The sequence below is a fragment of the Pseudarthrobacter sp. 1G09 genome (assembly GCF_050038305.1).
Classification (GTDB): domain Bacteria; phylum Actinomycetota; class Actinomycetes; order Actinomycetales; family Micrococcaceae; genus Arthrobacter; species Arthrobacter equi.
Genome location: NZ_CP188306.1, coordinates 4,154,160 through 4,165,577 on the forward strand (window position 1 = coordinate 4,154,160; position 11,418 = coordinate 4,165,577).

Annotated in this window: 12 protein-coding genes and 1 riboswitch; of the genes, 7 read left to right on the forward strand and 5 right to left on the reverse strand. The window is 66.7% G+C overall.

The features are described from left to right. Nucleotides 1-34 precede the first annotated feature (34 nt). Entirely contained in the window at nt 35-1,558 is a 1,524-nt protein-coding gene (locus ACP3TD_RS19165; RefSeq protein WP_426764585.1) for a UDP-N-acetylglucosamine 1-carboxyvinyltransferase, read from the reverse strand. Between the two features lie 179 nt (nt 1,559-1,737). Here ACP3TD_RS19165 and ACP3TD_RS19170 point away from each other — a divergent pair, with 179 nt between their 5' ends. Then, nucleotides 1,738-2,586 carry a hypothetical protein gene (locus tag ACP3TD_RS19170; RefSeq protein WP_426764587.1) on the forward strand — a complete coding sequence of 283 codons (849 nt, stop codon included), beginning with the start codon at nt 1,738-1,740 and terminating at the stop codon, nt 2,584-2,586. A gap of 4 nt (nt 2,587-2,590) precedes the next feature. Here ACP3TD_RS19170 and ACP3TD_RS19175 read toward each other — a convergent pair whose 3' ends face one another. The 3 genes from ACP3TD_RS19175 to ACP3TD_RS19185 are packed head-to-tail and all read right to left on the reverse strand — an operon-like array spanning nt 2,591 to nt 5,564. After that, the gene (locus ACP3TD_RS19175; protein WP_426764589.1) at nt 2,591-3,391 is read right to left on the reverse strand and encodes an energy-coupling factor transporter transmembrane component T family protein; all 801 of its coding nucleotides are present in this window, start codon (nt 3,389-3,391) and stop codon (nt 2,591-2,593) included. Beyond that, nucleotides 3,388-4,941 carry an ABC transporter ATP-binding protein gene (locus tag ACP3TD_RS19180; RefSeq protein WP_426764591.1) on the reverse strand — a complete coding sequence of 518 codons (1,554 nt, stop codon included), beginning with the start codon at nt 4,939-4,941 and terminating at the stop codon, nt 3,388-3,390. The genes ACP3TD_RS19175 and ACP3TD_RS19180 overlap by 4 nt, the downstream gene beginning before the upstream one ends. After that, a complete protein-coding gene (locus tag ACP3TD_RS19185) occupies nt 4,941-5,564 on the reverse strand; it encodes an ECF transporter S component (protein WP_426764593.1) in 624 nt (207 codons plus the stop codon). The genes ACP3TD_RS19180 and ACP3TD_RS19185 overlap by 1 nt, the downstream gene beginning before the upstream one ends. A gap of 66 nt (nt 5,565-5,630) precedes the next feature. After that, nucleotides 5,631-5,768: riboswitch (TPP riboswitch) on the reverse strand. 96 nt (nt 5,769-5,864) lie between these two features. Between ACP3TD_RS19185 and ACP3TD_RS19190 the strand changes: the two genes are divergently transcribed. From ACP3TD_RS19190 to ACP3TD_RS19215, 6 genes are all read left to right on the forward strand, one after another. Then, nucleotides 5,865-6,416 carry a heme-degrading domain-containing protein gene (locus ACP3TD_RS19190; RefSeq protein WP_426764595.1) on the forward strand — a complete coding sequence of 184 codons (552 nt, stop codon included), beginning with the start codon at nt 5,865-5,867 and terminating at the stop codon, nt 6,414-6,416. A 143-nt stretch (nt 6,417-6,559) separates the two neighbouring features. Then, the gene (locus ACP3TD_RS19195) at nt 6,560-7,039 is read left to right on the forward strand and encodes a DUF4383 domain-containing protein (protein ID WP_426764597.1); all 480 of its coding nucleotides are present in this window, start codon (nt 6,560-6,562) and stop codon (nt 7,037-7,039) included. Further along, entirely contained in the window at nt 7,036-8,091 is a 1,056-nt protein-coding gene (locus ACP3TD_RS19200) for an iron-containing redox enzyme family protein (protein WP_426764599.1), read from the forward strand. The genes ACP3TD_RS19195 and ACP3TD_RS19200 overlap by 4 nt, the downstream gene beginning before the upstream one ends. Before the next feature lie 19 nt (nt 8,092-8,110). Then, nucleotides 8,111-8,350 carry a CDGSH iron-sulfur domain-containing protein gene (locus ACP3TD_RS19205; RefSeq protein ID WP_426764601.1) on the forward strand — a complete coding sequence of 80 codons (240 nt, stop codon included), beginning with the start codon at nt 8,111-8,113 and terminating at the stop codon, nt 8,348-8,350. Between the two features lie 94 nt (nt 8,351-8,444). Next, nucleotides 8,445-10,652, forward strand: coding sequence for a hypothetical protein (locus ACP3TD_RS19210; RefSeq protein ID WP_426764603.1), 2,208 nt, complete (start codon nt 8,445-8,447; stop codon nt 10,650-10,652). A 58-nt stretch (nt 10,653-10,710) separates the two neighbouring features. Then, a complete protein-coding gene (locus ACP3TD_RS19215) occupies nt 10,711-10,974 on the forward strand; it encodes a DUF4235 domain-containing protein (RefSeq protein WP_015938803.1) in 264 nt (87 codons plus the stop codon). A 32-nt stretch (nt 10,975-11,006) separates the two neighbouring features. Here the strand turns inward: ACP3TD_RS19215 and mnhG are convergent, their stop codons facing one another. Continuing rightward, complete coding sequence (gene mnhG / locus ACP3TD_RS19220; RefSeq protein ID WP_426767310.1) at nt 11,007-11,417, reverse strand: monovalent cation/H(+) antiporter subunit G; 411 nt, start codon at nt 11,415-11,417, stop codon at nt 11,007-11,009. Nucleotide 11,418 lies beyond the last annotated feature (1 nt).

Below are 11,418 nucleotides of genomic sequence, written 5' to 3' on the forward strand. Positions count from 1 at the left end.
AAGCGCCCCGCCCCTTCATGACGAAGAGTGAATGTCAGCCCTGGAAGTACTCAATCCGGGCGCCGATGGTGTTAAGCCGCTCGGCCAGGTCCTCGTACCCGCGCTCGATCACGTAGATGTTGCGCAGCTCGGACACTCCGCGTGCCGCAAGCATGGCCAGCAGCAGGCAGGCGGCCGGACGCAGCGCCGGCGGGCAGCCCACTTCGGCAGCGCGCCATTTGGTGGGGCCGTTGATGTAGATCCGGTGGGGATCAAGGAGCTGGACCTGCGCGCCGAGCCTGTTCAGTTCCGTCAGGTAGATGGCGCGGTTTTCGTACACCCAGTCGTGGATCATCGTCTGGCCGGTGGCGTTGGCTGCAATGACGGCGAGGAACGGCAGGTTGTCGATGTTGAGGCCGGGGAACGGCATGGGGTGGATCTTGTCCTCCGGGGCCTTCAGCTCCGAGGGCTTGGTGGTCACGTCCACCAGCCGGGTCCGGCCGTTCCGTGCCACGTATTCGCCGGAGATTTCCAGCTGCTGGCCCATCTGCCCCAGCGTGGCCAGCTCGATCTCCATGAACTCAATGGGCACCCGGCGGACCGTGACCTCGGAGTTCGTCACGATGCCCGCGGTGATCAGGCTCATGGCCTCAATGGGGTCCTCGGACGGGAAGTACTCGATGTCGGCGTTGATGACGGGCTTGCCGGTGATCCTCAGGGTGGTGGTGCCCACGCCTTCGATGGTGACGCCCAGCATCTGCAGGTAGAAGCAGAGGTCCTGCACCATGTAGTTGGGGCTGGCGTTCCGGATGACCGTGGTGCCCTCACGGTGGGTGGCCGCCATGATGGCGTTTTCCGTGACGGTATCGCCGCGCTCGGTCAGGACGAAGGAGCGGTCCCGGGAATCAGCCGACGGCGCCTGGACGGCGTAGAAACCAGCCGTGGCTTCCACGGACAGGCCGAATTGCCGCAGGGCCTGCATGTGCGGCTCAACGGTGCGGGTGCCAAGGTCGCAGCCTCCCGCATAGGGAAGCCTGTACTCCGCGGACTCGTCCAGCAGGGGGCCCAGCAGCATGATGACGCTGCGGGTGCGCCGGGCAGCCTCCACGTCCATGGAATCGAGGTCCAGGACGGCGGGCCGGCGCAGGCGGAGGTCGGTGGCGTTGAGCCAGGTGCATTCCACCCCGATACTGGTGAGCACCTCCACGATCCGGTTGACCTCTTCGATCCGGGCGAGGCGGCGCAGGATGGTGGTGCCGCGGTTGATGAGGCTGGCACACAGGAGCGCAACTCCGGCGTTCTTGCTGCTGTTGACGTCAACCGAGCCGGACAGGGTGCGCCCGCCCTCCACTCGAAGGTGGGTCATCTGCGGTTTACCCACGTTGACGATGCTCCGGTCGAAGATGGTCTCGAGGCGCTGGATCATTTTCAGGCTCAGGTTCTGCTTGCCCTGTTCCATCCGGGCCACCGCACTCTGGCTGGTTCCCAGCTCGGCGGCCAGCTGGCCCTGGGTCCAGCCCTTCTCACTCCGGGCGTTCCTGAGCATGACGGCTACGTGTTCAGCGGTTTCCTGGATCATGCAGTGAATATATCATTTATGAGTTTTCTAAAGCCAATTCGGCGGGTTACAGCTCCATTAAGCCGCTTCTTTATCTTTTCTATGCGATAGAGCTGGTCCGCGGCGTTGCGTCTTGTCCTCTCCGTGATACCGCGGGAGACTGGAACATACGTTTCTTCAAGCAATAAACGGAGCCCCACATGCCCCGGACTCGAGCCCACCTGCCAGTGTTCAGGCTGGCATGGCTGCTGGTGGCAGCAGTACTTTTCACGTGCGCCGGGCCCGCGTGGGCTGATCCGACCAATTCCCCGGCAGGGCCGCAAGAGGGCAGCAGCAGCCAGTCCCTCCTCGGTAACGACGTTTCCTGGCCACAGTGCGATGCGGAATTGCCGCAGGACCGGGCGTTCGCCATCGTGGGGGTCAATAACGGTTTGGCCAACAACACCAACCCCTGCCTTCAGGAACAGCTCGAATGGGCCGAATCGTCATCCGGGGCAGTAGCCTCGCAGCCCAAGGCGCAGCTGTACATCAATACTGCCAATCCCGGGCGGGCCGGTTCCTGGTGGCCGGTCAGCGACGAATACCCCACCGGTTCGAAGGTGCACAACCCGTACGGCTCCTGCAAGGCAGGGGACTACGGCACGGCCTGCGCCTACATGTACGGCTACGCCAAGGCCTTCGACGCTGCCTACGTCCGCGGAGTGACGGACCCTGAGGACTACATCTGGTGGCTGGATGTGGAAACCGAAAACACGTGGTCCAGCAGCAAGGATGCCAACCGCACCGTTTTGGAAGGCATGACGGATTTCTTCCACAGCATCGACGCAGCAGGCGTGGGGATCTACTCCACCGGCCAGCAGTGGCACAGGATTGTGGGGAGCGTCAGCAGTTCCAGTAACCTCTACCCGTTGCCCAGCTGGCTGGCGGGATCCCGCAATGCAGCTTCAGCGGCCACCGCATGTTCGAAGTCCCCGCTGACCGGCGGCGGCAAAGTGGTGCTGACGCAGTTCATCCACGCCGGGCTGGATTACAACCACGCCTGCACCTAGCGGGTCAGTTCCCGGCCCACACCATGTTCCAGGTGCCGGCTGACACCGCCGCCGTGACGGCCAGGCCGGCCATTACCAGGCCAGCTGCCAGGACCCACACATCCAGCAGCGTGTAGGTGGATTCACGGGCCCACGTGCGTGGCCCGCCCCCGAAACCACGCGCTTCCATGGTGACCGCAAGCCTTGACGCCCGCCTGATCGCCTGGACCAGCAGCCCGAAGCTCTGCCCCAGGGTGGCCTTCACCCGCTGCAGCACGCTGCCGCGCGAGCCAACTCCCCGGGCCCGCCGGGCCATGCCGATGGTCTGCCATTCCTCGGCCATCAGCCCCACGAGGCGCATCGCAGCCAGGGTGCCCAGGACGAACCGGTGCGGCAGCCGGGCCTTCTGCGCCAGCGCATCTGCGAGATCGGTGGGGTCCGTGCAGCTCACCAGGAGTATTGCGGGCAACGCGATGGCCAGGCCGCGCAGCAGGAAACCCACGCCGGTCTCCAGCGAGCCCTCGCTCATGGTCCAGATGCCGGCGTCGATCAGTGTCCTGCCGCTGTCCGGCGCCAGGATGGAGGTGCTCCACCCGCCCACGGCGGCAGCAAGGATCAGCGGCCAGCCGCGTTGCCACAGCAGCCCCAGCGTGAGCCCGGCAAGCGGGAACAGGAGCAGTTCGAAGAACAGCGCCACGGACGCGGACACCCAGTCGATGGACAGCGCCAGGACCACGGTGATGAGCACGACGGCGGCCAGCTTGCTCAGCGGGTTGGCGCGGGCCAGGAGCGCAGCGTTTCCGCGGAGGTTCAGTTCCTGCCTCATGGCGCCACCGCTTCCGCCGCTGCAAGTTTGAGTTCCGTGCCACCAAGGGCCGCGGTGAACTCGGCGTCATGGGTCACGGACACCACTGCCGTTCCGGCGTCCAGGAGTTCGGAGAGGAACGATGCCAGCTCGGCCCAGGTATTGGCATCCTGGCCGAATGTGGGCTCGTCCAGGACCAGTACCTGCGGGCTTGCCGCCAGGACTGTGGCCACGGAAAGCCGCCGTTTTTCGCCGCCGGACAGGGTATACGGGTTGGCGTCCACCAGGTGGGTGAGCCGCAACCGTTCCAGCAACTCGTCAACCCTGTCCTCACCGTGCCCAAGGTGCCGGGGCCCGAAGACCAGTTCGTCCAGGACCTTGCCGGTGACGAACTGGTGCTCGGGTTCCTGGAACACCGTGCCGATCCGCTCGATCAGCTGTTCCGCTTTCCACTGGTACGGGTTGATTCCGGCGCCGCGGCTGAGGTCCGTCGTCGCGGAGACCGTCCCCTTGACCGGTTCGAGGAGTCCGGCAAGGGTCAGCGCGAAGGTTGATTTCCCTGCGCCGTTGGGTCCGGTGACTGCGAGCGCCTGGCCGGCGCGGACCTGGGCAATAATGCCCTCCTGGACGGGCACCGGCGGAACTTTCCGGAAGCCTTTGCGGCGCGGGCGTTGCCGGGAGACGGCCAGGTTTTCCGCGGCCAGCAGGAGTCCTCCGGCCCCGGTGGCCTGTTCCGCGGCCCGCCCGCGGGTGGAGGGTACATACCCGGGAACCCATACACCGGCTGCCGTCAGCATGGTCCGCGCTTCGTCCAGCACCCGGTCCGGCGGGCCGTCAAGGAGCACCGCAGGGTTGGTGCCGCTGCCGGGCTGCAGCACCACGATCCGGTCCACCAGGTCCTTCCACACGGACACCCGGTGCTCCACCACCACCAGCGTGGCGCCGGTCTTGTCGAGGCAGCGGGCCACGGCGTCCCGGACTTCGAGCACACCAGCCGGGTCCAGGTTGGCGGTGGGTTCATCGAGCAGGATCAGCCCGGGCCGCATCGCGAGGATGCCTGCAAGCGCCAGCCGCTGTTTCTGCCCGCCGGACAGGGCCGACGTCGGGTGGTCCAGCGGCAGGTGGGACAGCCCGACGTCGGCCAGCGCCTCGTGCACGCGCGGCCAGATGGCATCGCGGGGCACGGCGAGGTTTTCGGCGCCGAAGGCGACGTCGTCGCCTACCCGGGAGAGGACCACCTGGGTCTCGGGATCCTGCTGCATGAGGCCGGCTCGGCCCCGCTGGCCGCGGGGGGAGCCGCCGTCAACCAGCAACGAACCGTTCTCGTCGGACTCGCCTGCCTCGCCGTCGTCGTCCGCATCGCCCAGTACCCCGGCGAGCGCATGGAGGAGCGTCGACTTGCCTGCCCCGGACGGGCCAAGCAGGAGTACCCGCTCACCCGGGCTGATGTGGAGGTCGAGGGCGTGAACGGCCGGTGTGGTGCGGCCCGCATGCCGCCAGCCCCAGCCGCGCGCGATGACCGTGGCCGGCCGCACCGTTTGGGGTGCGGCCGCGTGGGATGGTGCCGGCATCAGGAGAAGACGGGCTCCGTAGCGGCCTTCCGGGATGCAAAAGAGCTCAGCACGCCGGTCCGGGCAAGGCCACGGGTGGCGATCCAGGCCAGGGCGCCGGCGATGATGGCCCCGGAAACAACGGTGAAGGCGATGTACGCGAGCTTGTCACCGCCCGAGTAGGCGATGTTCCAGCCCCACGGCGCGAAGGAATCGTTCAGGCCACAGAAGAGGCCCGCCGCGGCACCGGCCAGCAGGGAGACCGGGAGGTTGAATTTCCGGTAGACGAAGATGGCGAAAATGATCTCGGCACCCAGGCCCTGGACGAACCCGGAGAACAACACGGAGGCGCCGTACTGGGAGCCCATGAGCAGCTCGCCGGTGGCGGCGACTGTTTCGCAGAACAGGGCAGCTCCGGGCTTGCGGATGATGAGCATGCCCAGGACCGCCGGGATCATCCAGCCGCCGGCCAGGAGGCCGGTGAGGGGCGGGTAGGCTGCGTTCATCGGCGCGGAAATTGCGGCGGTTCCCTGGGACCAGGCCCAGAAGATGACGCCGCCGGCGATGGCGATCAGGGCCGCCACCACAATGTCCACGACGCGCCAGGACTTGCTGGCGGGCTTTTTGATTGCTGAAGTAGTCATGTGATCCTCCTGGAAACAGGAGGGGAAAGTGGACGTGGGTGCCGGCTGCTGCCGCCATTTCCCGCGCACTTCGAGAACTCGACTCCCTTGCGCCGGTACTAACCGGATCAGGTTCGAGGGTCTGCGGCTGTCCGCACTCTCAGCGCCCACCTGCGTTTCCCGGCTGGTGCCGGGGCCGATGGCGGCGCTCCCCTGTCGTAAATGTGTTGTTGATGATGCTGTGGATGTCTTGCGTTTGAATGTTTAGCGCCCTTCCAGGCGTGCTCAAGTTTACACCTGGAGAGCGGTAGATTGTGGGCCATGACCGCCAAACCGCCAGATGTGACTGAGTACGATCCCGACTCCGCCGATGCCCAGCCGGAGGGCTCGCTCCAGGCCCTGATCGGCCGGATTGAGGCGGAGATCCGGGAACTGCAGTTCCCCGGCTTTTCGCCGGATGACGCCCTTAACCTTGGCCTGCTCCTGGTGGAGCTCGGCAAGGAGCGGAATCTTCCCATCGCCATCGACATCACCAAGGGCGAGCAGGTCCTTTTCCATGTTGCGCTCCCCGGAGCCACCCCGGACAACGAACACTGGGTCCGCGCGAAGCAGCGTACGGCCGCCCGCTACGAGGTGCCGTCATTGCTGGTGGGCCTGCGCGGCCGGGCCCGTGGCGGGAGGATCGAGGACAATGCGTGGTTCGACCAGTCCCGTTATGCCGCGCACGGCGGTGCATTCCCGGTCTACGTCCCGGGCGTAGGAGCGGTTGCCACGGTGACCGTGTCCGGGCTGCCCCAGGTAGCAGACCACGATTTGGTGGTGGAAGCGATGCGCGGGGCGCTGGGTACTTCGGGGACGGCGGCCGAAGGCTAAACAACCCTATTGCAGGGGCAGGGAAGCCGGGGTTCAACCACCGGGCATCCGGGCGACCCGGAGACAAATAGGGAAGCTTGTTTATTTTTTATTAGTAACCATGCTTACTATGTTTGTTACCGGCAACCCCAGGAGTACAGGACGTGGCAGCAAGCACCCTAAACCGGGCTGCCCGTTCAGGGCTGCAATGGGCCTCGCTTTCCGCAGGCATCCTGCTCCTGGCTGCGGGTGTGCTCGGGTTCATCCCGGGCGTCACGCACAACCTCCACCACCTCGGTTTTGCCGGGCCCGGCTCGGGCGCCGAACTCTTCGGCACCTTCCAGGTATCCGTGCTCCACAACCTGCTGCACGGGGCATTCGGAGCCTCAGGAATCCTGATGTGCCGGACCCACCGGCACGCCCGCAGCTTCTTTATATACGGCGGCGTGGCCCACCTTGCCCTCTGGGTCTACGGACTGCTGGTGGCCGATGACACCCCGGCCAACTTCCTTCCGGCCAACCACCCGGACAACGTCCTGCACCTCAGCCTCGGACTGGGCATGGTTTTTCTTGCCGTCCTGCTGTCGCCGCGCACCCCGACAGCCACCGCACCCGATCGAGAGCATCATCAAGGAGCACCATGAAATTCCCCGCCCCTAGAGGACCCGTCAGCAGCGCCTTGCTCGGCGTCCTGTCCGGACGCCCGGAGGACGCTGCCGAGGACCTGGATCTCCTCCACCGGCTCGCCGCCGCGCAGTTGGCGAAGACCACGGACATCATCGGCGATGACGACCTTCAGCTGGCCCTCTTTTGCCTGTACGAGCTGCACTACTCCGGCCTGGGCGGCGTGACTGACGAGTGGGAGTGGGAACCGGACCTCCTGCGGGTCCGGAGGCTGCTCGAAAAACCGTTCGAAGCCGCACTGCGCTCCGCCGCCCACGAAGCGGTGGCAGGCCTGGAATTCCAGCCGGCGGACAATCCGACGAGTGACCAGGTAGCCGATGTGCTGTTCACCCTGGCATCCGCCGATACCGGACCCAGCGTCTCCCGGTACGTCGCCCGCAAGGCCAGCCTGGACCAGCTCAAGGAATTCCTGATCCACAAGTCGATCTACCAGCTGAAGGAAGCCGACCCGCACACGTGGGCGATCCCGCGGCTGGCAGGCCGGCCCAAGGCGGCCCTCGTCGAAATCCAGGCTGATGAGTACGGCGGTGGCCGTCCCGAGCGCATGCACAGCGCACTCTTCGCCCGCAGCATGCGCGGCCTGGGCCTGGACGACCGCTACGGGGCCTACATTGACACCGTTCCCGCCATATCCCTGGCTGCGGTGAACCTGATGTCCATGTGCGGACTGAACCGGCGGTTGCGCGGTGCCATCACGGGGCACCTGGCCATTTACGAGATGACCTCGTCGCAGCCCAACCGTTTTTACGCCAACGGCTTCCGCCGGCATGGCTTCGGCACTGATGTCACCCACTATTTCGATGAACACGTCGAAGCCGACGCCGTGCACGAGCAGATTGCCGGACGGGACCTCGCCGGAGGCCTCGTCGAAGCCGAACCTGCGCTGTTGGACGATGTCCTTTTCGGCGCTGCAGCGGCAATGGCCGTCGATGCCAGGATGTCCGTCCACCTGTTGGCCACCTGGGACAGCGGCCGGACCTCCCTGCGGGCATCAGTACCGGCCGCCGCATGACCAAGGAAGGGAGACGGATATGAAGCAGGACCAGCCAGAGAGCTCGATCATGGTTTGCCCGGACGGACCACTGATCGTCCGCGGTGATTTCGAAATCGTCACGCCGTCCGGCGACCCCGTCCCCCGGGACCGCAGGACGGTTGCACTGTGCAGGTGCGGCGCATCGGCCATCAAGCCGTACTGCGACGGCACGCACAAATTCATCACGTTCCGCTCCGACCCCTCCCTCCCGGAGCCGCCGCTGTCGCCGAACAGTTGACACTGCCGGAGGTGCGCACAAGGATTAAGCGGGAAAGCGTTTTCTGAGCTGCCTGCTGCCGGACCGGGCCCAGGCATGAGCCAAGGAGTGCGACGTGCACAGCCAGCCCACCGTGATCAACCGCGAAGCGCTGGTACGGCGCCATAACGTGGAACAGGACAGCCTCGATCCGCGGAGTCCCGCCTCGGTGGGCAACGGTGAGTTCTGCTACACCATGGACCTGACCGGCATGCAGTCCCTGCCCGGTGAATATCCCGTGGCCGCCAGGGATAACCTGCCGCCCGGCACGCTGCTGGGCACGCAGGCGCAGTGGGGCTGGCACTCAGTCCCGCCGGAACAGGAGTACACCCTTGCCGGTTCCACGGTCCTCTACGATTCACCGCGTGGCCCTGTCCCCTACGTGGACATGGTGGGCGCCATCGTGGATGGCCGCGAAACGCAGTCATCGCGGGCGGAAACCTGGCTCCGCGCCAACCCCCACCGGCTGGACCTGGGACGGATCAGCTTTGCGCTCCCGGGAAGGGATGCCCCCGCGCTCACCCGGGACGACATCACCGGAGCGCACCAGGTCCTGGACCTTTGGACGGGCACGGCCACCAGCATCTTCACCTTGAACGGCAGTCCGGTCAATGTCACCACGGCCTGCCGCCCGGACAGGGACGAGCTGGGCTTCCGCGTCCTCTCCCCCGCCCTCGCGGACGGCCTCGCCGTATCCCTGACATTCCCCTACGGTTCGGAGGATTGGCACAACGCAGCGGACTGGAACAGCCCCGCCGCCCACACCACCACCGTTGAACAACGTCACGCCGCCGGCCCGTGCCGCCGCTGGCTGATTTCGCGCTGCCTGGACGGTTCCGGGTACCAGGTGGCCGTCAGCGGCGAGGGGCTGGAGCTCGAACAGGCCAGCCCGCACGAAGTGCTCATCCGGGCCACCGGGGGGCAGGACAGCCTCGACTTCAGCGTGCACTTCATCAGCACGGGAAAGGGTGACTGCCTTCAGCGTGGCAACGGCGGCATCGGCGGGTTCGGCGGGCGTTCAGTTCCGGGATCGGAGCCGGGCCCTGAGCTGGCATCGGCACCGGATGTGGCAATGGCGCCGGGCAGCGCTGCCATTGCCGCGTCCCGCACGGCCTGGCCGGAATTCTGGAAGTCGGGCGGCGCCGTCGACCTCTCCGGAACAGCCGATCCCCGCGCCGGTGAGATCGAACGCCGGACGGTGCTCTCCCAGTACCTCACCGCCATCAATTGCTCCGGGTCGCTGCCGCCGCAGGAGACGGGCCTGGTCTGCAACTCGTGGCGCGGCCGCTTCCACCTCGAGATGCACTGGTGGCATGCCGCCCACTTCGCCACGTGGAACCGGACGGAGCTCCTGCTGCCCGCCCTCCGCTGGTACGCGTCCGTCCTGGAACCCGCCCGGCAGACGGCCAAAGCCCAGGGGTTCGACGGCGTCCGCTGGCCCAAGCAGGTGGGTCCGGACGGGCGGGAGAGCCCCAGCCCCATCGGCACCTTCCTGGTCTGGCAGCAGCCGCACCCCATCCATCTGGCGGAGCTCGCCTACCGGGCCGAACCATCACAGGAACTCCTGGAGGAATTCGCCACGGTGGTCTTCGAAACGGCGGAGTTCATGGCCGCCTTCGCCCACCCGACGGACCGGGGCTTAGAACTGGGCCCGCCCCTGGTGCCGGCGCAGGAGAGTTACGAGTCGGTGCGCGGGACGGTCACCAACCCCACCTTCGAACTTGCCTACTGGCAGTGGGCCCTCCGGGTGGCGAATGTGTGGCGGGAACGGCTGGGCCTGCCTGCTGAGGGCACCTGGGCGGCGGTAGCGGACGGCATGGTCCCGCCCAGGGTGGTGGACGGCGTGTACGCGGCGATCGACGTCGAGCCCTTCACCATCCGCACGGACCACCCCTCGATGTTGTGCGCCCTGGGGGTGCTCCCCCGCACGGACCTCGTGGACCCGGAAACGATGCGGGCCACGCTGGCTGACGTACTGGCCGGCTGGGACTGGGACAGCACCTGGGGCTGGGACTACCCCGTGATGGCCATGACGGCCGCGCGGCTGGAAGACCCGGAGGCCGCCGTGGACGCGCTGTTGATGGACGCGGCCAAGAACCTGGTCCTGCCCAACGGGCACAACCGGCAGACGGATTCGCTCCCGCTGTATTTGCCAGGCAACGGCGGCCTGCTGGCGGCGGTGGCGCTCATGGCTGCGGGATGGGATGGCGGCCCGGCGCGGCACGCTCCCGGCTTCCCCCAGGGCTGGACAGTGGCATGGGAGGGGCTCATCCCCGCGCCGTAGGAACTTAGCCAGTAGGGTGGGGTGCAGACCGTTTTACCGCCCGCAAGGAGTACCAGGAATGAACCTTCTCATCAAGCTGCTCGGCACCGGCGTAAGCCTGGGTGCAGGATTTGCCGGCACCAAGCTGGTCAATACCATCTGGGAAAAGACCACCGGCAACAAGCCTCCCACCGGCAAGGGCGAGGACGTCCCCACCAGCCTTCGCTCGGCCCTGACGTTCGCGCTGATCTCGGCGTTCGTCAGCACCATCATCCAGGTCCTGGCCAACCGCGGCACGCAGCGGGCCATCACCCGGTTCGCCAAGACGCAGGACATCGTCTAGACACCCATGCTGTCCCCGCCCGCCGGCTGGCTTCAGCGGGTTGAGCCGTCGTCCTCGCCGTCCTCACGGGCGGCCTGGGCGGCGGCTTTCTGCACTACAGCGTCAAGCTCGTCCGAGGTGAGCAGTTCCCGGTGCAGGTGCTTGGTCCGGTACCCGGCGCGGCCCACCATATGGGCGGACACGGGAACCGTCAGCAGCTGGAAGATCCAGGCAACCACCAGGACCGGCCACACCCACCACGTGCGCATCTGCAGGCCGATGGAGGCCAGCAGCAGGAACAGTCCCAGCACCTGCGGCTTGGTGGCGGCGTGCATGCGGCTCAGGAGGTCCGGGAAGCGCAGCAGTCCGATGGCGGCGCCCAGGGACATGATGGCTCCCACCACCATGAACACGGCGGATACCACGTCAATCCAGCCGTCCAGGCTGGTCAGGTCCGGGGTCATC

Excerpts from the sequence above, each read along its gene's own strand:
- ACP3TD_RS19165 (WP_426764585.1), bottom strand. The coding sequence starts at position 1,558 with ATGATCCAGGAAACCGCTGAACACGTAGCCGTCATGCTCAGGAACGCC.
- ACP3TD_RS19170 (WP_426764587.1), top strand. The coding sequence starts at position 1,738 with ATGCCCCGGACTCGAGCCCACCTGCCAGTGTTCAGGCTGGCATGGCTG.
- ACP3TD_RS19175 (WP_426764589.1), bottom strand. The coding sequence starts at position 3,391 with ATGAGGCAGGAACTGAACCTCCGCGGAAACGCTGCGCTCCTGGCCCGC.
- ACP3TD_RS19180 (WP_426764591.1), bottom strand. The coding sequence starts at position 4,941 with ATGCCGGCACCATCCCACGCGGCCGCACCCCAAACGGTGCGGCCGGCC.
- ACP3TD_RS19185 (WP_426764593.1), bottom strand. The coding sequence starts at position 5,564 with ATGACTACTTCAGCAATCAAAAAGCCCGCCAGCAAGTCCTGGCGCGTC.
- ACP3TD_RS19190 (WP_426764595.1), top strand. The coding sequence starts at position 5,865 with ATGACCGCCAAACCGCCAGATGTGACTGAGTACGATCCCGACTCCGCC.
- ACP3TD_RS19200 (WP_426764599.1), top strand. The coding sequence starts at position 7,036 with ATGAAATTCCCCGCCCCTAGAGGACCCGTCAGCAGCGCCTTGCTCGGC.
- ACP3TD_RS19205 (WP_426764601.1), top strand. The coding sequence starts at position 8,111 with ATGAAGCAGGACCAGCCAGAGAGCTCGATCATGGTTTGCCCGGACGGA.
- ACP3TD_RS19215 (WP_015938803.1), top strand. The coding sequence starts at position 10,711 with ATGAACCTTCTCATCAAGCTGCTCGGCACCGGCGTAAGCCTGGGTGCA.
- mnhG (WP_426767310.1), bottom strand. The coding sequence starts at position 11,417 with ATGACCCCGGACCTGACCAGCCTGGACGGCTGGATTGACGTGGTATCC.